Here is a 21337-nt window from a genome sequence, read left to right on the forward strand (position 1 = left end):
GCTAGCTTGCCAGCGCTTCCTCTTGCTTTGCCTGCGTTGCATCTGCCGTTTTCACCGCCCACTGCCCGGGCAGACGCACGAGGGTCTGGAAATGCCGGTAGTCGGCGCCCGCACGGTCGTCGGTGAAACGCAGTTCGATTGTGCCGCCCTCGCGTTCGAGGAAATCGCGCACGGCGTCCATGCCCACGCCGCGGCCCGATACCTCGGTCACGTCCGTTGCCGTCGAAAAGCCGGGGCGGAAGATGAACGCCGCGATCGTCTCGTCGCTGGCCGGTTCGTACGCCTGAAGCCAGCCGCGCTCCACGGCGATGCTGCGAATGCGCGCGAGCGCGAGACCGCGGCCGTCGTCGGCGAGCGTGATCTGCATCGCGCCGTCTTGCATGGTCACATCGATGTCGATGTGGCCCGACTCGTCCTTGCCGATCGCGCGGCGTTGCGCCGGCATTTCAATGCCGTGATCGAGCGAGTTGCGCAGCAAATGCATGAACACGTTCTTCACCGTGCCGGCGGCCTCGCTGCGCAGGCGATAGCCGTTGTCCTCGATCTGCACTGCCGGCTCGGCCTTGCCGAGCTCCTGCGCAAGCGAGGGCAGCGAGGCAACCACGCCCGCGAGCGCATCGGCTACGCGCTCGGTGCCGATGGCGCGCAGCGTGTTGCGCAGTTCGGCGCGCATCGCACGCAGCGCGGGCAAATCGTCGTCGTCGGGTTGATCGACGATGCGCAGCGTCTGTTCTATCGCTTCGCGCGCGACGGTGAGGTTCGCGGCGCCGTTCTGCGCGCCAGCCGCACGCGCGCCGCGCCCGAGACTGACTTCGTTGATGTTCGCATAGTGCTCGAGCGCCGACTTCACGCGCTCCAGATCGGCGATGAGCGCCTGCTGGTCCCACGAGTGATCGGCGTCTTCGCGGCGCAGCGCGTCGTAGCGCTGCTCGACTTCGTGCACGACGCCCGTGAGATGCTGAAGGCTGTACGTGCGCGCGTTGCCCTTGATCGTGTGCATGTTGCGGAACAGCGCGGCGATCGCGCCCATGTCCGCGCAGTCGTGCTGGCGAATGATGTGCTCGTTCTCGTGGATGAAGCTCGTCGAGCTTTCCACGAAGTGGTGGAACTTCTCTTCGCTGACCGCGAGAATCTCGCCGATCATTTCGAGGCGGCGCTTTTGCTCGCCGGCTTCGGCGGCGAGTTCGCGCAGTTCGGTCACGTCGCGCACGCACAGCATGAGGCGCACGACCACGTCGTTTTCGTCGGTGATCGCCGACCAGCTCAGGTCGAGCACCTTCGCGCGGCCATCGGGCAGCGTGCGCGTGATCTCGTTCACGAGCAGGTGCTGGTTGAACGCGAAGTTCACGTCGTCTTCGCCAAGGCACGCGTGCACGGCCGCGTCGATTTGCGCGAGGGTGTCGGCGTCGAGATCCGAATGCGAGAACACGAGGTCCATGAGCGGACGCCCCGCAATCTCGTTCGTCTCGAAGATTGCCTCCAGATACGCCGAATATTCGTTGTGAATCGTCGCGCCTTCCACCACCGTGAGAATGCCCTGCTGCATGTTCTGCAGCATTGCCTGGATATCGGCGGTCTTGCGCTTGAGCTGCGCGGAGCTCTGCTGGATCTTCTCGATCATGCCGTTGAAGGCGACGATCGAATGGCCGATCTCGTCCATGCGGCCCACGGGCACGCGGCGCGTGAAGTCCTGGTTCGACGCGATCTCGCTCATCATGGCTTGCATGCGCGAGAGCGGCCGCGTGATCTGGCGATAGAGCAGCGCGCCGATCAGCGTGAGCAGCAGCACCGCGCCGCCCGTCACGGCCGCGATGGCGCTCGTCGTGGTGTCGAGCGTCTCGTTGAGCGTGCGGATCGCGTCATCCTTCTGGCGGTTCTTTTCCACGCGCATCGTCGTGACGATGCCTTCGAGTTCGTCGCGGTATTGCGCGACGTTCGCGAAGAGATAGGCCTGGGCAAGTTCGTTCTTGCCGCTCGCCTTCATCTTCGCGGTGTCGTCGATGGCCGAGAAGTAGTTCGCGATACTTTCCTGCGCCTGCGAGACCAGGCCTTCCTGCGCGTGGCTCGCGGCGGCCTTGCGCTGCACGTCGAGCGCGGCGCGCAACGCGGCTTCCTTCTCCTTGAGCTCGTTTTGCGCGAGCGACGCAACCGTGGCGTCGGGTGCGTAGACGAGCGTCATGGTGGCGAGCTGCACGTCCTTGACGAGCGACACGAGGTCGGAGGAAGCGAGTGCGCTAGGCACGACGCCCTGGGTGACCTGGCGGACATCGGTGGCGCTGCGGCGGGCCTGGTAGGCCGCGTAACCGCCGATGGCGGACAACGCGACGAACATCAGGACGATGAGTAGCGTGATGCGGTGACGAATGGTCATGTAGGAATCCCCGAGCCTTCGTCACCCGGTCGCGCTATGGCTGCGCGGCTCGGGACACGTCGGCTAATTTATTCGCGGTGGATTATCGGCGCTCAGGTATGACGAAATGATGACCATCCATAAATCGGCGGGAGGCGCTGTGCGTTACACCACACTTGACAGGCATACGCGGTTTTGCGCTGAACGGGGACTTTCCCGCCATACGCTAATATGGAACACCCCGCGCCGCATGATTCCCGAGGTTTCCCATGCCACCAGCCGCAACGCCCGACACGCAACCGTACTTCTGGCGCGATGCAGACCTGCCGTTCATCGAAGTGCGCGCGATCTCGGACGGCCGCAAGGTCCGCTACGGCCGTCACGCACACAGCACGTTCTCGATCGGCGCGGTCACGGGCGGCCGCAGCACCTACCTCAATGGGAGCACGCTCTCGCACGTGAGCGCGGGCGCGGTGGTGGTCATCAATCCGGAAGTCGTGCACGCGTGCAATCCGGCCGCGGACGAGCCCTGGGCCTATCGCATGTTTTATCTCGACACTGCGTGGCTCGCGAAACTGCAGCACGATCTCGGTTTCGGAGCGGAAGAAGGGTTTCGCCCGTTCGCACAAACCTTGACGTGGCGGCCCGACCTGTTCGAAGGCCTCAACGCGCTATACGAACTGCTTGTCGATGCGGATGAGCCGGCGTTGCGCAAGGAATGCGCCGTCGTGACGTATTTCACGAAGCTTCAGCAGTGCCTCAATCCCGCACCGGTCAGCGTGCGCGAACCGAACCAGCGCCTTGCGCGCGCAGCCGAATTCATCGACGGCAACTACACGCGCGCGCTCAAGCTCGAAGAGATCTGCGCAGCCGCCGATCTCTCGCCTTCCTACCTGATCCGTGCGTTTCGCGAGCAGTACGGCATGACGCCGCACGCGTATGTGGTGAACCGGCGCATCGAGTTCAGCCGCGCGCAACTGCGTCGCGGGCACGCCATTGCGGATGTCGCGGCGCAGGCCGGCTTCGCCGATCAGGCGCATTTGCAGCGCGCATTTCGCCAGTTCGTCGCTGCCACGCCCGGGCAATATCGGGGCTAGCGCGACTACCGCGCACGCAGCGGCTTCAGGCAAACAACAACCAGATCGCACTCCCCGCGAGCAGCGCTGCCATCGTGCGGTTCACGAAGCGCACGCGCGCCGGCTCACGCAAGGCCTGCCGCAGCGAAGCGCCCGCCCAGGCCCAGCACGCAATCGACAGATAACACACGACAAAATAGATCGCGGCGAACTGCCAGACGAGCGCCTTCTCGCCGGAAGCCGCATACAAGCCCATGCCCGCCACCGAGGCGAGCCACGCCTTGGGGTTGAGCCATTGCATCGTCGCGCCGATCACGAGCGACGGGCCGCGCGACGCGCTCGCGGAATCGATGCGGCCATCGTCGGCGGCGAGCCGGTATGCGACGTACAGCAGGAAGGCCACGCCCGCCCATTCGATTGCACGCGTGAGGAACGGCCAGCGCGCGAGCAACTCGTGCATGCCGAGGCCGATCAGCAGCAGGAGCAGCGCGAAGCCCACTGTCGCGCCGGTCACGTGGCGCAGGCTCGCGCGCAGCCCAAAGCGTGCGCCCGCGCTCAGCGCAACGATGTTCACGGGTCCAGGGGTGATGGAAGTGGCCAGCGCGAAGGCGGCCATCGACAAGGCAGTGCTCACGGTTTCCTCGCTACGCCCATTGGCGATCAATAGGCGTAGAGCGTAGACGTGCGCCGCGTGTGCGTATTGAAGAAAATTGCCCATGACGACGAGCAGGGCGCCGCGCCGGACTCGCGCTATCATTGCGCCGCACCGACGACTCCCATTCCGGACCAGCAACGTGAAAAAGATCCTCATCATCGGCATCGGCGCGGGCGACCCGAACTACCTGACCGTGCAGGCGATCGACGCGCTCAACGCCGCCGACGTGTTCTTCGTGATGGACAAGGGCCCGGCCAAGGACAAGCTCGTCGCGCTGCGCAAGGAAATCTGCGCGCGCTTCATCAAACACGACGACTATCGCATCGTGGAAGCGACGAGCCCCGAGCGCCGCCGCGACGAAGGCCTCGATTACAAGGAGGCCGTGGACGAGCTCAACCGCGACAAGCAGCGCGTGTTCGAGCGGCTGATCGAAGAGGAATTGAGCGACGGTCAATGCGGGGCGTTTCTCGTCTGGGGCGATCCGTCGCTCTACGACAGCACGATCCGCATTCTCGATGCGATCCTCGCCGAGGGACGGCTGCCGTTCGACTTCGAAGTGATTCCCGGCATCAGCAGCGTGCAGGCGCTCGCGGCGAAGCATCGCGTGCCGCTCAACTTCATCGGCAAGCCGGTCAGCATCACGACGGGCAGGCGGCTCGCGGAAGACGGTTTTCCGCAGGATGCGCAAAGCGCCGTGGTCATGCTCGACGCACAAAACGCGTATGCGCAACTCGCGGGCGAGGAACTCGATATCTACTGGGGCGCGTATGTGGGTACGCCCGACGAAATCCTGATGTCGGGCCGTCTGGAAGACGTGAAAGACGAGATCGTGCGCGTGCGCGCAGAAGCGCGCGAAGCGAATGGCTGGATCATGGATACCTATCTGCTGCGCAAGCGCGGTGTGAAGGACTGAGAGGCCAGTTCAAAAACTTGACTCCGCCCGGTTGAACCGGTTCCAGCAAACGAGCGAGCAAGTCGGGTAGCGATTGGCCGGCCGCCGAATCCGCTGCGTGCCGCATGAAATTCGACGCAATCAGCTGTCGGTGCTGCCCAATTCGACGCGGATTGCGCAATTTGACCTCTGATAATGGTCCGTACACAACGGAGTTGCCCCGTGCTCCGCACGGGCACGGCAATGAGAGGAGTCCATGCAATTCACGCAAGCCATCGTTCGCCGTCCCGCACCGTCCTGCGGCGCGGGCCTGACCACCGCCGCGCTCGGCACGCCCGATTACGACAAGACGCTCACGCAGTTCCACACATACTGCGCGACGCTGCGCCAGCTCGGCGTCGAGCTGACCGAGCTCCCGCCGCTGGACGGCTTTCCGGATTCGCATTTCGTCGAGGACGTTGCCGTCGTGACGCCTGAATTCGCGGTGATCACGCGCCCCGGCGCACCCGCACGGCGCGGCGAAACCGGGCATATCGAACCGGCGCTCGCCGCTCATCGCGAGCTGCTGCCGATGCGCGACGGGCGCCTCGACGGCGGCGACGTCATGCTGGTCGGCAAGCGCTTCTACATCGGCCTGTCCGGCCGCACCGACGCCGACGGCGTTGCGGCGTTCGAGTCGCTCGTGTCGCGCTACGGCTATACCGTCGTCGCGGTGCCGGTGGGCGCGGGGCTGCATTTGAAGTCGGTCGTCAACGCACTCGGCGACGACCTGCTGCTCGTCAGCGAGGCGCTGGCCGCGCATCCGGCGTTCGCCGGGTATCGCCGGATTGCGATCCAGGCTGCCGACGAATACGCGGGCAACACGCTGCGCGTGAATGGCGCGCTGATCATGCCGGCCGGCTATCCGCGCGTGCAAGACGCGATCGCCACGCTCGGCCTGCCGCTGCACGTGATCGATACGAGCGAGTTCCGCAAGATGGACGGCGGCCTGACCTGCCTGTCGCTGCGGTTCTAGCCGGCTGGCGCGCGGCTACCTTCGGCCGGATAATGTTGGCCCCGCGCGGCAAAGGAGACGTTCCGCGCCCGAGCCATGACCCGACCGGAGCGAACGCGAATGACCGACAAGAAAATGCAGCTCGACAAGATCGATCTCCGGATCCTCGACATCCTGCGCAACGACGGCCGCATCTCGTACCGCAAGCTCTCGGAACTCGTGAACCTCACGCCGCGCCCCTGCCAGGCGCGCGTGGAAAGGCTCGAGGCGCTGGGGATCATCGAAGGCTACCGCGCGGTGATCAAGGCGCCGCGCGCGACCAAGCCGATCGTCGTGATCGCGCAGATCGTGCTGGCCGATCACGGGCGTTCGCAAGCGCCGTTCGAAGAGGAGATGCGCGCGAACCCGGCCGTGCTCGATTGCTGGCTCGTCAGCGGCACGTTCGATTTTCTCGTGCGGCTCATCTGCGAGGATCTCGACGAATACCGGCGAATCGCGAACGTCTGGCTGGAAAGCCCGCGCTTCAGGATCGAGAAAATCGTGACCACAGCCGAGCTGCAGGCGATCAAGCGCGGCGTCGACTGACGCGCAGGCGCGGGCTCGATACGGCGGCAGCGGGCGCGCGGCCGGACGGGCTGCACCGGTTTCGGCTCGAAAACCCGGGCTCTCACAATCAGCCAATAAATTCGTATGCCGAATCAAATTGACAGATCCCAATTCATTCCGGGTGAACACAATGGATGTCTTGCAAGCGGCAGAGGAAACGGCTGAGCCGTCCGGACCGGCGCTCAAGCGCCGGCTGCAGAGCCGCCACATCGCCATGATCGCGATCGGCGGTTCGATCGGCACGGGGCTGTTCGTCGCGTCGGGCGCGTCGGTCGCGCAGGCGGGGCCGGGAGGCGCGATCGCCGCGTATATCGCGATCGGGTTGATGGTCTATTTCGTCGTCACGGGCCTGGGCGAGATGGCCGCGCTGATGCCGGTGTCGGGATCGTTCGCGATCTACGGCGAGAAGTACGTCGACGAAGGCTTCGGCGTCGCGCTCGGCTGGACCTACTGGTATAGCTGGGCCGTCACGATCGCGATCGAACTGGTCGCCGGGCAGATCGTGATGCGGTACTGGTTTCCGGACGTGCCGGGCATCTTGTGGGGCGCAGGCTTCCTCGTGCTGATCTTCCTGCTGAACACGCTGTCCGTGCGCGGCTTTGGCGAATCCGAGTACTGGTTCTCGCTGATCAAGGTCGTCACGGTCATTGCGTTCATCGCGGCCGGGCTGCTGATCGCGGCGGGCGTGCTCGGGAACGGGCACACGGTCGGCTGGCGCAATTTCACGACGGGCGACGCGCCATTCGTCGGCGGCGTACACGCGATGATGAGCGTCGCGCTGATCGCGGGATTCTCGTTTCTCGGCACCGAGCTGGTCGGGATCACAGCCGGCGAATCGGAAAATCCGCGCAAGACGATCCCGCGCGCAGTGAAGCAGATCTTCTGGCGGATCACGTTGTTCTACGTGCTCGCGATCTTCGTGATCGGCCTGCTGGTTCCGTACACGGACCCGAATCTGCTCAAGAGCGACGTGACCGACATCGGCGTGAGTCCGTTCACGTTGGTATTCAGCCACGCAGGCTTCCGGCTTGCCGCCAGCGCGATGAATCTCGTGATCCTCACCGCCGTGTTGTCGGCCGGCAATTCCGGCACCTACGCGGCCACGCGGATGCTGTACAACCTCGCGTCGGAAGGGCGCGCGCCCGCGCTGTTCGCGAGGCTGTCGCCGGGCGGGGTGCCGCGCAACGCGCTGTACGCGACGATGGCCGTGGGCGGGTTGTGCTTTCTCACCTCGCTGACCAACAACCAGAGCATCTATCTGTGGCTCCTGAATACGGTCGGCATCACGGGCTTTATAGCGTGGCTCGGCATCGCGGCCTGCCATTACCGGTTCCGCAAGGGTTTCCTGAGGCAGGGCTACCGGCTCGACCAGCTGCCGTACCGCGCGAAGTGGTTCCCGTTCGGGCCGCTCTTTGCGATTGCGATCTGCATCGCGATCTCGCTTGGGCAGGATTACCAGGCATTCTTTGCGTCCCGCATCGACTGGATGGAAGTGCTGTCGATCTACGTCTGGATTCCGCTGTTTGTCGCGATCTGGTGGGCGTATCGCCGCGCGCGCAAGAGCCGCCTCGTGCGCTACGAGGAGATGGAGATCGGACCGTGGCTGACGCGCTCAGTCGAGGCGGTCGATGCGGCGGCGACGCAGCACGGGCAGCCGCGCTGATCGTCGCAGCGTCGCGAGACGAGCCAGCCCGAGTCGACCGCAGGCGCTTACGCGAGCCCCGCCCACACCGCCACGACGATCGAGCCGAACAGCAGCACGGCGCCCACCGTCTTGCGCTTGTTGAATTCCGTCCATAGCAGCACGCCGGTGAGCGAAAGTAGAACGAGCGCGCCCGCAAAGCTGTCGATGAACAGCACCCAGCCGATACTCATGCCCGTGCCCTTGTGCAGATTCGCGATCGTCGAGACGAGCGAGTTGTCGGTGCGCTTGAGCGTGAGCGTGTCGTTGCCCGCCCAGTACTCGACCATCACGCTCTCGCCCGGCGAGGTGAACGTCATCTGCCAATGCTCGGGCTGCACGACTTCACGATCGCCCCACGCCACCTTGCGCTCGGGCTCCTTTTGCACACGGCCCATGCGCGCAGGCAGTTTCAGATCCGGTTGCGCGCGCAACCATTCGATCATCTCGCGCGGCGTTTGCGGCGCGGGATCGGGCACCGCGAGCTGCATCGTCGAGACCTGGGGCGCGCCCGGTGAAATGCGCAGCGGCTCGGCGCGATGGTTGAGTACGAAACCGGTCGCGCCGAACAGCAGGCCAAGCGCCGCTCCCCAAAGCCCCACCCAGCCGTGCACCTTACGCAGCCACTTGGTGAAGGTCGCGCGCCGCGAGCGCCTCGCGCGATCGTCGCGTTGCCCGGCGTCCAGACGCGTGCGCGGCGCTGCCGGCGCGTCAATCTCGGCCGTATCGGGAAAGCTCATGTATGACTCCAGGGTCGTGAAAGTTTGCGATAGCAGCCTGCCAGGCCGCGCCTGAGCGCCGGCGGCCCGCGTCGAGACGCTCGATGGCGAAGTCCATGTCGAAGCCCAGCGCGCGCTTCGTACCTTCGATCACGCGTTCGGCGCCGTCATGTTCGACCGGCGAGAAAGAAAGAGCGTGCGGGACACATCGTCGCGCAGCCTCTCACGGAAATGAGAATCGATATCATTTCACATGTTGAAGCCGGTTTCAACCGGATTGGGTGCTTCGGCCACGGCAACGGTCACCGAAAGAACGGTGCGGCAAGGTCGAGCAGATGGCGAATGCGGGCCACTACTGCGCCCGCGCACATTCGCGCAATTGCTGCGCGAGCGCGGCGATCGCCTCGACGAGCGTCACCGTGCTGCGCCGAAGAATGCCGATCGGTTCCACGCCCTGCGGAGCCGGCAGGTCGATTTGCACGAGTAGTCCTGCATCGATATCGCTTTGTGCGACACGCTGCGGCACGATCCACACGGCGTCCGAACCCGCGACGATCAAGCGCGCCACAGACGGTGGTTGGGACTTCGAACCTTCCCGCGGCCATGCGTGGGGAATCGCTTGAAAATTTTCTCAAGACGCGCAATACGCGCGTGCTGTATTCGGTCGCGGGAGATGTGGCGGCCACCGAAGAATGGCAGGAAGCCGAAGCGAAGTGAGCGAATGCGGAGCGGCGGCGCGTCCTGGCACGCGCCACGAGTTCTCCACAAATTTTGTTGGCAGCCCTGTGCGTAACCCTTGGAAGACCGCATCAAGTCCTTGATGCGGTTCGGTTAACCCGCAGCGTTCCCAATCGCGGCAATGCCGCTCCAGACCACGCGCAGCGCACCGTGGTTTTCCACAGTTTTTGGGCACAGCCCTGTGCACAAGTTCTGGACATCGCGCCTAAGCCCATGATTGCAAACGTCAATGCTCCACGCAGCAGAGAAGTTGCACGTTTTGGAGGCAGTGGACTTGTCCACAGTTAATGGGCACAAGTCTGTGAATATGCACCCCAATATCTGCGCCAATCCATTGATAGCACAACAGATTCTTCCGCTGCCCGTGCATTGCCTCGTCAGCACAAGACCCTAAAGTTCGTAAGGAATATGCCGTTATGGCTTGCAGTGTTGTTGGGTCTCAAGCGGCCCCATCGAGGGAATCACATGCGCAACAATCAACCCGTCACGCAACAGGAATTCGACTATCCCACTTCGCAGATGCTGGTCTCGGCCACCGATCTCAAAGGCCGCATTCAGTACTGCAATCCTGCGTTCGTCGCGGTATCCGGCTTTACGAAAGAAGAACTGATCGGCAAGGCGCATAACATCATTCGTCATCCCGACATGCCGGCCGAAGCGTTCGCCGACCTCTGGGAGACCGTCCGCGAAGGTCGCCCCTGGACCGCGATCGTCAAGAACCGCCGCAAGACCGGCGACCACTACTGGGTGCGCGCGAACGTGACGCCCGTCTCCGAGCAGGGGACCGTGGTCGGCTATCTGAGCGTGCGCGTGAAGCCCAGCCGCGAGGAAATCCGCCAGGCCGAGGCCTTCTATGCGCAAATGCGCGAGGGCCGCCTGCAAGGCGTGCGGCTGCGTCACGGCGTCGTGATCCGCACGGGCATGGTCGGCGCGCTGCAGTCGCTGCTGCGCGTGCCCATCGCTACGCGCATTGCCTTCGGCTATGGCGCCGTGTCCGCCGTGTTCGCCGCGGCCGGTTTCGCCGCCTGGCAAGGTCTGCCGCCGCTGCCGTTCTGGGGCGCGTTCGGCGCGGCCTGCGTTTGCGCGCTCGGCGCCTGGCGCCTCACCACGCGGCACCTCGGCGCGCCGCTCGAGCAGATGACGGCGGCCTCCACGCGCATGGCCGCCGGCGACCTCACCGCCACGCTCGCGGTCGCCGCGAACGACGATCTCGGCGACGTGCTCCAGGCGCTCAACCAGTTGCAGGCCAATCTGACTGCGATCGTGCTCGACGTTCGTTCGCAGATCGACGGTATGCTCGACTCGGCCCACGAAATTTCCAGCGGCAATCTCGATCTCTCGCGGCGCACCGAAATGCAGGCCGCGTCGCTCGAAGAAACCGCTGCCACGATGGATCAGCTGACGACGACCGTGCAGGCCAACGCCGAGGCCAGCGCCCGCGCGCTCGACCTCGCGCGCGACGCCCAGTCGGCGGCAGCCGAAGGCGGTTCGATCGCGGCGCAGATGGAGCGCACGATGTCCGGCATCACCGAAGCGTCGCGCCGCATCAGCGACATCACCGGCGTGATCGACGGTATTGCGTTCCAGACCAACATCCTCGCGCTCAACGCCGCCGTCGAAGCCGCACGCGCCGGCGAAGCGGGCCGCTCGTTCGCCGTGGTGGCGGGCGAGGTGCGCATGCTCGCGCAGCGTTGCGCGGCATCGGCCAAGGAGATCAAGCAGCTCGTGGACGCGAGCGTCAACGAGATCGCCGAAGGCACGCGGCTCGTCGGCAACACGACGGCGCAGATGCGCTCGATCGACGAAGCCGTGAGCCGCGTCTCGTCGATCATCGTCGAGGTCGCGAACGCGAGCGGCGAACAGGCCGAAGGCATCCGCCAGGTCAACCAGGCCGTGGCGCATCTGGACAGCGCCACGCAGCAGAACGCCGCGCTCGTCGAGCAGGCCGCCGCCACCGCGCAGCGGCTCGCCGAACAGGCGGATGTCCTCGATGAAGCCGTGCGGCTCTTCACCGTGGCGGGCGCCCAGGCCTCGACGCGCTCGAAGCCCGCCAGCAACGCGGCGCGTCGCCAGCCCGCCAGGAAGGCTGCAATGGCCGAGGCGGCCGAGGAAATCGCGGCGTGATCGCGAGGCGTGATCGCCGCGCCGCGTGACCAGGCGAACCGCGTCCGCCGATTGGTCTGAGAGATCGGCGTTAGTCCCATCTCGACAGTGCGGCGGGCGGCCGGCACCATCGAAACCGTCAGCAAGCCGTACCGCGGATTGCTGATCCGAGTAACAACGGCGTTTCAACGGCTCGCCCGGCCTGCCCGGGTGAGCCGTTTTTTCTGGCGCGCCCGCCCGCGCGCCTGGCATTGCTTTGCTTCGCAACCATGACAGCCCAGCAACGCGCAACGCATTTCGCATCGCCCGTTGCGGGGCGCGCAAAATCGGTTGTGGCGGCGGCGAGTCGCGTTAAACTGGCTGGCCAGGGTCGCGGCTCGACGCGCTCGCAGTGTGCGTCAGCACTCGTTCGACAAAGCACGCCGCGCAGCCGACCCCGTACAATGGCTCGACCACCCAACGCACGAGGACAACATCAATGCGCACGACCGGGTCTTCCGGAACCATGACCCTGCTCACCGAGCATGACGACGCGACCGGACGCGAACTGCGTTCTCTGCGCCTCGAATCGGCGGCCGACGGCAAAAGCCTCTTGCTGATCGAAGTCGACGAGCGCAAGCCGGGCATTCATCGCGAAGTGCGTTACGAGATCACACCGGCCGAGCTGATCGCGGCAATTCGCGCGCAAGGCGCGGAGCTACCCGGGGAATCGCACACGCGCTAACCGCAGGGAAAGAAGCGGTGCGAAAGATCGCGCGCCTGACGGCGTGCCGCTGTTTGCGCCGCTTTCTGCCGCCCGTCTTTCGGCCGGTTTCAATCCGGCGCTTTTTCGCATACTTGCCACGCAAGGCAGGTAAGCTCGCGCACGCACAAGCACGACCGGACGTGATGCGCCGGTCCTTAGCGGACGCACGCTTCGCGAGCCGTGCATGCGCGCGTGGGGCCTCGCTTGCACGCCTGCGAAATGCGTCCATAATCTTTACGTTACCCTCCTATCTTTCCCGTTTCTCCGCTCAAGGCGCAACGGAAGTAAGCCGATGCTACATGACCTCATCGCGCAATACGGGCCTGCGCTGGTATTCCTCAATGTGCTCGCCGGATCGCTCGGGCTGCCCGTGCCCGCGATGCCCGCGCTCGTGTTGTTCGGCGCGATGGCGGCCATGCACCCCGGATCGATCGGCCAGCAGGTGGTGCCGGTGCTCGGACTTTCCGTGTTCGCCATGCTCATCGGCGACAGCGTGTGGTTCCTGGCGGGTCGCCTCTATGGCGGCAACACGCTCAAGACGCTCTGCAAGCTCTCGCTTTCGCGCGATACCTGCGTGAAGAAGACGGAGCGCTTTTTCGGCCGCTGGGGTGTGCGGGTGCTTGCCGTGGCGAAGTTCGTGCCGGGGCTATCGCTCGTTTCCGTGCCGTTGGCGGGGGCGATGGGCGTGCCCTACCGGCAGTTCGTCGGCTTCGATGGCATTGGCGCTGCGCTATGGTCAGGCGCCGGGCTGCTCATCGGCGTGATGTTCGCGCCGCAGATCGACATGATGCTCGCCGGCGCAAGCCGCCTCGGGCGCATGGCCGCGGTCGTGGTGGTCCTGCTCCTGCTGCTTTACGCGGCCTACCGCTGGCAGCGTCGCCGCCAGCTCATCAAGAAGCTCGCGAACGCCCGCATCACGGTGGACGACCTGTACCGCGCGATGGGCTGCACGCCGCCGCCCGTGGTATTCGACATCCGCTCCGAAGAAAAGCGCAAGCTCGATCCGTACATCATTCCGGGCGCGCTCTTCGCCGACGAGCGCAAGCTCGATGAGATTCTCTCGAAGTATCCGCGCGATCAGAAGCTCGTGATCTACTGCTCGTGCCCCAATGAAATTTCCGCGGCCTGGATGGCGAAGAAGCTCTTCGAGGCCGGCTTTACCGACGTGGTGCCGCTCCTCGGCGGTCTCGACGCGTGGCGCGATGCAGGGCGCGCGCTCGAGTCGCTGCAGAGGGCGGAGCACGCCGAGGTCCCGGTCAACATCACCCCGAAAGCTGTCTGATCCGGGCGGCCCGCTCCCGAGCCGCCCGCACGAGGAGAACCGCCAGATGGGCACGATCACCGAAGCCGAAGCACCCGATTCCACGGTGCCTCCTTCACCGAGCCGCCACTCCGACACTCAACCGCAACCGGCCGAAGCGCCGTTCTCGACACTGTCGTCGCGGCGCCACCAGATGTTCCCCGAGCTCACCGACGACGAAATCGCGCGCCTCGCGCGCTTCGGCGAGCGGCGCCACTGGGCGGCGGGCGAACTGCTCTTTCGCACGGGCGAAACCGGCCCCGGCATGTTCGTGCTGCTCTCCGGTTCCGCCCGGGTGTTCCAGCGCGATGGGCTGGGCCGCGAGCGGCTCATCGTCGAGCACGGGCGCGGGCATTTCCTTGCCGAAGTGGGCCAGCTCTCGGGTGGCCCGGCGCTCGTGGACGGCATGGCGCTCGAACCCACCGATGCGATCCTGATACCGCCGGATCAACTGCGCGCGGCCATCGTCGCCGAAGCCGAACTCGGCGAGCGCATCGTGCGCGCGCTGATCCTGCGCCGCGTCTCGCTCATCGAAAAAGGCGCGGGCGGGCCGATTCTCGTGGGCAAGCACGACGATCCCGCGCTCGTTTCGCTGCAGGGTTTCCTCACGCGCAACGGCCATCCGTATTCCGTGCTCGACGAGCGCGACGAAAGCATGCTGGGCTTGATCGAGCGTTTCGCCGCGCGCTGCGAGGATCTGCCGCTCGTGATTTGCCCCGACGGCTCGGTGCTGCGCCATCCCACTGCGCCCGAACTGGCCACGTGCCTCGGCATCCTGCCCGAACTGAACGGCGAGCGCGTCTACGACGTGGCCGTGGTGGGCGCGGGCCCCGCGGGCCTGGCAACGGCGGTGTATGCGGCGTCCGAAGGGCTCTCGGTGATCGTGCTCGATTCCCGCGCGCCGGGCGGCCAGGCGGGTGCAAGCTCGCGCATCGAGAACTATCTTGGGTTTCCCACCGGCATCTCGGGCCAGGCGCTCGCGGGCCGCGCGTTCGTCCAGGCGCAAAAGTTCGGCGCGCACGTCGCGATTCCGGTGACGGTGCGCGCGCTGCATTGTGATGAAGTCCCGCGCCGCCTAACGACCTGCAGCGGCGACGTCCGTGCGCATACCGTGGTGATCGCGAGCGGCGCGGTGTATCGCAAGCCCGCCATCGAGGGGATCGACCGCTATACGGGCCGCGGTATCTATTACTGGGCCTCGCCGGTGGAGGCGAAACTTTGCAAGCACGAGAACGTCGTGCTCGTCGGTGGCGGCAACTCGGCGGGGCAGGCCATCGTGTATCTCTCCACGCATGCGCGCCAGATCGACGTGCTGATCCGCAAGGCCGGCTTCGAATCGACGATGTCGCGCTACCTGATCGACCGCATTGCCTCGCTCCCGAACGTGCACGTGCACGGGCATAGCGAGATTGGCGCCCTTGGCGAAGACGCGAGCGGACTCGCTGGCGTGCGCCTCAAAACGCCGTGCCCCGAAGGCATCGACCATTTCGATGCGCGCCATCTGTTCCTGTTTACGGGCGCGGACCCGAACACGGGATGGCTGCGCGCATGCGGCGTCGCCCTCGACCCGCACGGGTTCGTGCTGACCGGCGATAACGAATCGTGTAGCCTGGCGACTTCGGTGGAAGGCGTCTACGCCATCGGCGACGCGCGCGCGGGCTCGACCAAGCGCGTGGCCGCGGCGGTCGGCGAAGGCGCGGCCGTGGTCGCGCAAATCCATCAGCGGCTCGCCGCGCTAAGGCCGGTGACGGTGGTCGCGGGCGTTCATGCGTGAGCGCGCGGCGGACATTGCCGCCACGCCCACCGCAGGCAGTGCCGCCACTTCCGGCCACACGCCGACGCTGCCTCTAGCGGCGGCGCGCACGCTGCATCTCGCGGCGCAGGGGCTGCTTGCGCCGCCGCGCCGCAAGGCCACGAAAGACGACTTGCTCGACGCGATCCGGCGCATGGCGCAATTGCAGATCGACACCATCCACGTGGTCGCGCGCAGTCCCTACTTCGTGCTGTTCAGCCGCGTCGGCGCCTTCGAGCCCGCGTGGCTCGACGCACACCTCGCCGAAGGGCGGCTCTTCGAATACTGGTCGCATGAGGCGTGCTTTCTGCCGATCGAAGACTATGGGCTGCTGCGCCACCGCATGCTCGACCCCTCCGGCATGGGCTGGAAATACGCAGCCGGGTGGCACGCCCAACACCGCGACGAGATCGACGCGCTGGTCGCGCGCATCCGCTCCGAGGGCGCCGTGCGCTCCGCCGATTTCGCGCGCGCCGAGGGGAAAAAAGGCAGCGGCTGGTGGGACTGGAAGCCGGAGAAACGGCATCTGGAAGTGCTGTTCGCGACCGGCGCGCTCATGGTGGCGGAGCGGCGCAATTTCCAGCGCGTCTACGACGTGACCGAGCGCGTGCTGCCGCACTGGAACGACGCACGCGATCTGCCGCCGCGCGCCGTGGCGGAGCGCGAGCTCCTCTTGCGCTCCTGCCGCGCGCTCGGCGTGATCCGCGCGGACTGGGCCGCCGATTATTTCCGCTTGCCGCGCCGCCCGTATGCCGATGCACTGCACGCGCTCGCCGACGCGGGCGAGCTGCTGCCCGTGCGCGTGGAAGGCTGGAAACACGACGCGTTCGTGCACCGCGACTACGCCGCGCTCATCGACGATGCGGCGAGCGGCACGCTCGCCTCCACCGTCACGACCCTCCTCTCGCCGTTCGATCCGGTGGTATGGGACCGCAAGCGGGCACTCGCGCTATTCGACTTCGACTATGCGATCGAATGCTACCTTCCCGCTGCCAAACGCAAGTACGGTTATTTCGTACTCCCGATTTTGCATCGCGGGCGGCTGATCGGGCGCGTCGATGCGAAGGCGCATCGCGCGCAAGCGGTGTTCGAGGTGAAGTCGCTGTATCTGGAGCCCGGCGTGCGTACAAGCGGACGCCTGGTGGCCGACGTGCGCCGCGCGCTGCAGCGTTGTGCGGACTGGCACGGCACGCCGGAGCTGCGCATCGGCGCGGCGCCGGACGGCCTCGCGGCCGCCCTGCTGGCATCGTGATGCGTGCTGCTGCGCTGAAGGGAAAGGCGCATCCGCACGCATTGACGGAGGCTAGTGCTCCAGTTTCGCGCGCAACTCGCGCGCCGCTTCCAGCAACCCTTCATAGCCCGAACGCGCGTGCTGCGGCAGATCGGGATCGCCCACGAGCGCGCCCAGCGTTTCAACGAGGCTGAAGACGAGGCCCTTGGCCGCGCCCGCCGCGATGTTGCCGGACTTCACGCCTTCGTCGACGTGAGTAAGGGCCGCGTTCAGATTGTCCAGATCCGGTCGCGGCGTAGCGCCGCCCGGGTTTTGAGCGTCCTGCTTTTGCGTGTCTTCGCTCGTCATGATGAACTCGATCTCCCTTGGTGAGCTGTCTTTCAATGAATCCCGCACTTTTTATTTATATACCGATCCCGCACAGTCGTCCATTCGACGCCGACGGCGCTGCGGGTGGCGAGCCGGGATCGCGGAGTGCGCTCCCGAATCTTCTCACCTTTGCCGACGGCTCGCCGATGCCGCAGGCGCGGCGGCTTGCCGCCCCCTGATCCGACCACAACGAAAAATGCCTTGAAATCAGGGCTGAAGGTGTTTTGGACTTTCGATCTGCTGCCGCAGCGTGCCGCTGAACGAGAGCACCGGGGGTACGCTTCGGCCGCTCCCGAAAACACTCACCTTTGCGCGCCGAGGGGTCGGCTCGAGCCACTTCGAGTGCGCTTACCGATTGATTTCTGCTCACCGGACGGATCGTCGATTTGTGTGTTTACCCCTTGTTTTCAAGGCATTTTCTCGCGCAGCGGCGTGGCCCGCGCGCATGCACGCGTCGATCGACGGTGCGTCGCCGCCCGCAAGCACGATCACTCCCGAAAAGCCTCACCTTTGGCTCGAACGCGCCTTGACGCCCGCCTTGACGCCATTGCCGCGCCTCTCCAGACTGGGGTCTCCTCACGTCCACCGTCCCGAGTGCCATGAGCCACGTCACGCCGTTCATCGCCGATCGTTTTCATCACGCCGCACAGCACTATCTGATCGGGCGCCCCGCGTATTCGCCCGCCTTGATTCGTCGCGTCGCGCAGCACGCGGGTCTCGATGGTTCACAACGTCTGCTCGATCTCGGCTGCGGCCCCGGCCAGCTTTCGCTCGCGTTCGCCAGTTGGGTGGGGCAGGCCGTCGCCGTCGATCCCGAACCCGCCATGCTCGAAATCGCCGCGCAACTCGGTGCGGGCATTGCGCCGAACATCGAATATCGCCGGGGCAGTTCGTACGATCTCGGCACCGAAATGGGCGCATTCCATCTCGCCGTGATCGGCCGTGCGTTTCACTGGATGGACCGCGGCGACACGCTCGCGCGCCTCGACACGATGCTCGCACCGCGTGGCGCACTCGCGCTTTTCAATACCGCGCACCTCGACGATCCGCTGCGCCCCTGGGCGCGCGAATATCGCGACCTGCTCGACCGTTACGCCAATACGGACCCCGCTCGCGCACACCGCAAATCGCCGGACTGGGAAAGCGATCTCGACGTGCTCGCGCGCTCCCCGTTTGCGGCGGTCGAACGTGTCTCGGTCGTGGAGTACCGGCGCGTGAGCGCCGCTCAGCTGCGAGCCCGCCCCCTTTCGATGTCGAGCCTCTCGCGCGAGCGCCTCGGCGAACGGCTCGACGCGCTGCTCGCCGACATCGACGCCCTCGTGGCCGCGCATGCCGACTCCGACGACAGCCTCGTTGAGCGTATCGAATCGACGGCGACGATCGCCATGCGCGCATTTGCGTGAGTCCAAGCGTGAGTCTTCGCGTGAGTCCTTGCCTGAACGATGCCGCGCGATGCGGTATCGTAGATGCCAATATGATCAGCGATCAGGGAAACACGATGAGCTACGCAACGAACGCGCCCGCGCGCAAGGAAATCGACTCGCTCAGCGGGCCCGCCGTCCTCGAATTCGGCACCGACTGGTGCGGCTATTGCCAGGGCGCGCAGCCGCTGATCGGCGCGGCTTTCGAGCGCAACCCCCAGGTGCGCCGCCTCAAGGTGGAAGACGGGCCGGGCCGCGCGCTGGGCCGCTCGTTTCGCGTGAAGCTCTGGCCCACGCTCATCTTCCTGCGCGACGGGGCCGAGGTGGCGCGCGTGGTGCGTCCGCAGCACGCCGCGGAACTCGACGAGGCGTTTGCTTCGCTCGGTTGATGGCTCGTATGCGGTTCGAACCCTCTGCGCGGACCGCTCCCGAAAACTCTCACCTTTGAGCGCTGGCGCGTCTCGTTGTTACGCGCCGATGCGCCGCGCCGCCCTCACTCTTCCAGCCCGGCGAGCAGATCGTCGATCGCGCGGTACACACGCTCGACCACCTCCGGCCCGACCTGCGCTTCGAGCGCCTCATAGCGCGCCTCGAGATCCTTCGAAATCGCCGTCACGAGCCGATGGCTCTTCTTCGTGAGCGAGACGAGCACGCGCCGCTGGTCGTCGGCGAAACGCTCCTTCGTGACGAGGCCGAGCGCCTCCATGCGCGCGAGCACGCCCGCCATGCTCGGGCTGGAAATCGTGCACAGATCCGAAATATGCCTTGGCTCGAGCGGGCCGCTTTCGTTGAGCGCGCGGATCACGCGCCACTGCTGTTCGGTCAGCCCGTGCGACGTGATGAGCGGGCGAAAGCGTTCCATCATCTTTTCGCGCGCGCGCAGCAGCAACATGGGCAGGTTGCGGTGGGCAACGCGAGTGGTCGGACGCGAAGTATCGGACATGGCGGTTTCGGCTAGGCGAGGATCCGGTCGCCCCTGGTTCGGCCATCAACTTTGGGAAAAGATCTGACAAAGCCGTGCCCCAGGGGAAACCCGCGAAATTCTCATCGATGATTGACGACCGATGATAGCAAGCGCACTATCGCTAACATATTAGTGTTTCCGGTAGGTCAATCCAAGCCATGTTTTCCGTTGCCGATCATCTGCTGCACGTCGAAGGCGAGGCCTTGCCGCGCGACGTGAGCGCCGACGCGGTACGATCCGTGCTCGCCACGGGCGCGGCATGCCGTGCGCCGGTGAGCGGCGCCGTCTACGGCACGCTGCTCAACGACCGCAATGCGCTCGAAGCGCTGGGCGACGCCGTGAACGCGCCCCCTTACAAGGCGCCGCCGCGTGCGCCGATCCTCTACCTCAAGCCGCGCAATACGCTCGCGGGCCATCGCGCTCGCGTCACCGTGCCGGGCAGCGAGGGCGTGGAGGTAGGTGCGTCGCTCGGCATCGTGATCGGCCGCACGGCCGCGCGCGTAGCGGCGCACGATGCGTTCGCTTACATCGCGGGCTATACGCTCGTCGCCGATATCAGCGTGCCGCACGCCAGCGTCTATCGTCCTTCGGTGCGCTTTCGCGCCCGCGACAATTTCTGCGTGATCGGTCCGGCCGTGGTCGCGCGCCGTCATGTGGCCGATCCCGATCGGCTCGCCATCGCCGTCAACGTGGAAGGCCGGGCCGGGTTCGGCGCCACGACGGCAAGCTGCGTGCGCGGCGTCGCCCAGCTGCTTGCCGACGTTACGGACTTCATGACGCTCGCCCCCGGCGACGTCATCACGCTCGGCGTGCCGCATGGTGCGCCCGTCGTGCTGGCCGGCGAACGCGCAAGGCTTGCGATCGGCGACTGGGCGTCACTCGAGATCGAATTCGTTGCGCCATGCGCGGCGCCGGGAGCACGAGCATGATGCGCGGACGCGTTGCCTATGCGGGCGCGATACACGATGCGACGCCCGAAGGAAGCCGCGTGCGGCTCGCCGACGGCCGCGTGCGCGAAGAGCACGAGGTCGTGTGGCTCGCGCCGTTCGAGCCCGGCACGATCTTCGCGCTCGGCCTCAATTACGCCGAGCACGCAAAGGAACTGCAGTTCTCGAAGCAGGAAGAGCCGCTCGTGTTCCTCAAGGGGCCGGGCAGCGTGATCGGCCATCGCGGCACCACGCGCCGCCCGGCCGGCGTCACGTTCATGCATTACGAGTGCGAGCTTGCCGTCGTGATCGGCCGCACCGCGCAGAACGTGCAGCGCGAGCACGCCATGCAGTACGTGGCGGGGTACACGATCGCTAACGACTACGCCATCCGCGATTATCTCGAGAACTACTACCGCCCGAACCTGCGCGTGAAGAACCGCGACGGCGGTACCGTGCTTGGCCCCTGGTTCGTCGAAGCCGCCGACATTGCGGACGTCAACGCGCTCGGCCTGCGCACGTACGTGAACGGCGAACTCAGGCAGAACGGCAACACGCGCGATTTCGTCACCGGCATCGCCGAACTCATCGAATATTTGAGCGGCTTCATGACGCTCGCCCCCGGCGACGTCATCCTGACCGGCACACCGGAAGGCGTCGTCAACGTGAACGCGGGCGACGAAGTGGTGTGCGCGATCGACGGCCTGGGCCGCCTCGTCAACACGATTGCGAGCGACACCGACTACGGACGCTGAGGCGCCAACGCATCGAACTG

The 21337-nt window shown here is 65.8% G+C and carries 20 protein-coding genes; 14 read left to right on the plus strand and 6 right to left on the minus strand.

Features of this window, described 5'->3' with window-relative positions:
• Position 1: 1 nt before the first annotated feature.
• Positions 2 to 2371, minus strand: a complete 2370-nt coding sequence (locus VSR34_RS08490; protein WP_342962316.1) for a HAMP domain-containing protein — start codon at positions 2369 to 2371, stop codon at positions 2 to 4.
• Positions 2372 to 2619: 248 nt separating this feature from the next.
• On the opposite strand from VSR34_RS08490, the gene VSR34_RS08495 reads away from it, so the two are divergent.
• On the plus strand, positions 2620 to 3447 hold the full coding sequence (locus VSR34_RS08495; protein WP_028209896.1) for an AraC family transcriptional regulator: 828 nt from the start codon (positions 2620 to 2622) through the stop codon (positions 3445 to 3447).
• Positions 3448 to 3472: 25 nt separating this feature from the next.
• Here the strand turns inward: VSR34_RS08495 and VSR34_RS08500 are convergent, their stop codons facing one another.
• Positions 3473 to 4060, minus strand: coding sequence for a LysE family translocator (locus VSR34_RS08500; RefSeq protein ID WP_028209895.1), 588 nt, complete (start codon positions 4058 to 4060; stop codon positions 3473 to 3475).
• Between the two features lie 160 nt (positions 4061 to 4220).
• Between VSR34_RS08500 and cobF the strand changes: the two genes are divergently transcribed.
• The 4 genes from cobF (at position 4221) to VSR34_RS08520 (ending at position 8236) form a co-directional block, all read left to right on the plus strand.
• Positions 4221 to 4994 carry a precorrin-6A synthase (deacetylating) gene (cobF, locus tag VSR34_RS08505; RefSeq protein ID WP_342962317.1) on the plus strand — a complete coding sequence of 258 codons (774 nt, stop codon included), beginning with the start codon at positions 4221 to 4223 and terminating at the stop codon, positions 4992 to 4994.
• Positions 4995 to 5229: 235 nt separating this feature from the next.
• The gene (locus tag VSR34_RS08510) at positions 5230 to 5988 is read left to right on the plus strand and encodes an amidinotransferase (RefSeq protein ID WP_342962318.1); all 759 of its coding nucleotides are present in this window, start codon (positions 5230 to 5232) and stop codon (positions 5986 to 5988) included.
• Positions 5989 to 6087: 99 nt separating this feature from the next.
• Positions 6088 to 6552: an Lrp/AsnC family transcriptional regulator gene (locus VSR34_RS08515; RefSeq protein WP_342962319.1), complete on the plus strand. Its 465-nt coding sequence runs from the start codon at positions 6088 to 6090 to the stop codon at positions 6550 to 6552.
• A gap of 151 nt (positions 6553 to 6703) precedes the next feature.
• Positions 6704 to 8236, plus strand: a complete 1533-nt coding sequence (locus tag VSR34_RS08520; protein WP_028209891.1) for an amino acid permease — start codon at positions 6704 to 6706, stop codon at positions 8234 to 8236.
• Positions 8237 to 8283: 47 nt separating this feature from the next.
• On the opposite strand, the gene VSR34_RS08525 is transcribed toward VSR34_RS08520, so the two are convergent.
• Positions 8284 to 8994, minus strand: coding sequence for a PepSY-associated TM helix domain-containing protein (locus VSR34_RS08525; protein WP_028209890.1), 711 nt, complete (start codon positions 8992 to 8994; stop codon positions 8284 to 8286).
• 331 nt (positions 8995 to 9325) lie between these two features.
• Positions 9326 to 9541 (minus strand): hypothetical protein, encoded by a 216-nt coding sequence (locus VSR34_RS08530; RefSeq protein WP_028209889.1) that lies wholly within the window; start codon positions 9539 to 9541, stop codon positions 9326 to 9328.
• Between the two features lie 635 nt (positions 9542 to 10176).
• On the opposite strand from VSR34_RS08530, the gene VSR34_RS08535 reads away from it, so the two are divergent.
• The 5 genes from VSR34_RS08535 (at position 10177) to VSR34_RS08555 (ending at position 16903) form a co-directional block, all read left to right on the plus strand.
• Positions 10177 to 11835: a PAS domain-containing methyl-accepting chemotaxis protein gene (locus VSR34_RS08535; RefSeq protein WP_028209888.1), complete on the plus strand. Its 1659-nt coding sequence runs from the start codon at positions 10177 to 10179 to the stop codon at positions 11833 to 11835.
• A 457-nt stretch (positions 11836 to 12292) separates the two neighbouring features.
• Positions 12293 to 12538: a hypothetical protein gene (locus VSR34_RS08540; protein ID WP_028209887.1), complete on the plus strand. Its 246-nt coding sequence runs from the start codon at positions 12293 to 12295 to the stop codon at positions 12536 to 12538.
• A 313-nt stretch (positions 12539 to 12851) separates the two neighbouring features.
• Entirely contained in the window at positions 12852 to 13841 is a 990-nt protein-coding gene (locus tag VSR34_RS08545) for a DedA family protein/thiosulfate sulfurtransferase GlpE (RefSeq protein ID WP_028209886.1), read from the plus strand.
• 46 nt (positions 13842 to 13887) lie between these two features.
• Entirely contained in the window at positions 13888 to 15633 is a 1746-nt protein-coding gene (locus VSR34_RS08550) for an FAD-dependent oxidoreductase (protein ID WP_342962320.1), read from the plus strand.
• Positions 15626 to 16903 carry a crosslink repair DNA glycosylase YcaQ family protein gene (locus VSR34_RS08555; RefSeq protein WP_342962321.1) on the plus strand — a complete coding sequence of 426 codons (1278 nt, stop codon included), beginning with the start codon at positions 15626 to 15628 and terminating at the stop codon, positions 16901 to 16903. The genes VSR34_RS08550 and VSR34_RS08555 overlap by 8 nt, the downstream gene beginning before the upstream one ends.
• 51 nt (positions 16904 to 16954) lie before the next feature.
• Here VSR34_RS08555 and VSR34_RS08560 read toward each other — a convergent pair whose 3' ends face one another.
• Complete coding sequence (locus VSR34_RS08560) at positions 16955 to 17230, minus strand: hypothetical protein (protein WP_028209884.1); 276 nt, start codon at positions 17228 to 17230, stop codon at positions 16955 to 16957.
• A 620-nt stretch (positions 17231 to 17850) separates the two neighbouring features.
• On the opposite strand from VSR34_RS08560, the gene VSR34_RS08565 reads away from it, so the two are divergent.
• Both VSR34_RS08565 and VSR34_RS08570 read left to right on the plus strand, forming a co-directional pair.
• Positions 17851 to 18654, plus strand: a complete 804-nt coding sequence (locus VSR34_RS08565) for a class I SAM-dependent methyltransferase (RefSeq protein ID WP_342962322.1) — start codon at positions 17851 to 17853, stop codon at positions 18652 to 18654.
• Positions 18655 to 18749: 95 nt separating this feature from the next.
• The gene (locus VSR34_RS08570) at positions 18750 to 19061 is read left to right on the plus strand and encodes a thioredoxin family protein (protein ID WP_028209883.1); all 312 of its coding nucleotides are present in this window, start codon (positions 18750 to 18752) and stop codon (positions 19059 to 19061) included.
• Positions 19062 to 19165: 104 nt separating this feature from the next.
• Here VSR34_RS08570 and hpaR read toward each other — a convergent pair whose 3' ends face one another.
• On the minus strand, positions 19166 to 19564 hold the full coding sequence (gene hpaR / locus VSR34_RS08575; RefSeq protein WP_028209882.1) for a homoprotocatechuate degradation operon regulator HpaR: 399 nt from the start codon (positions 19562 to 19564) through the stop codon (positions 19166 to 19168).
• A gap of 230 nt (positions 19565 to 19794) precedes the next feature.
• On the opposite strand from hpaR, the gene VSR34_RS08580 reads away from it, so the two are divergent.
• Together VSR34_RS08580 and VSR34_RS08585 are read left to right on the plus strand one after the other, a co-directional pair.
• Positions 19795 to 20565, plus strand: a complete 771-nt coding sequence (locus VSR34_RS08580; RefSeq protein WP_342962323.1) for a fumarylacetoacetate hydrolase family protein — start codon at positions 19795 to 19797, stop codon at positions 20563 to 20565.
• Entirely contained in the window at positions 20562 to 21317 is a 756-nt protein-coding gene (locus VSR34_RS08585) for a fumarylacetoacetate hydrolase family protein (protein WP_342962324.1), read from the plus strand. The genes VSR34_RS08580 and VSR34_RS08585 overlap by 4 nt, the downstream gene beginning before the upstream one ends.
• The last annotated feature ends 20 nt before the right edge of the window (positions 21318 to 21337 follow it).

This window comes from Paraburkholderia sp. JHI2823 (assembly GCF_038900695.1).
GTDB lineage: Bacteria > Pseudomonadota > Gammaproteobacteria > Burkholderiales > Burkholderiaceae > Paraburkholderia > Paraburkholderia mimosarum.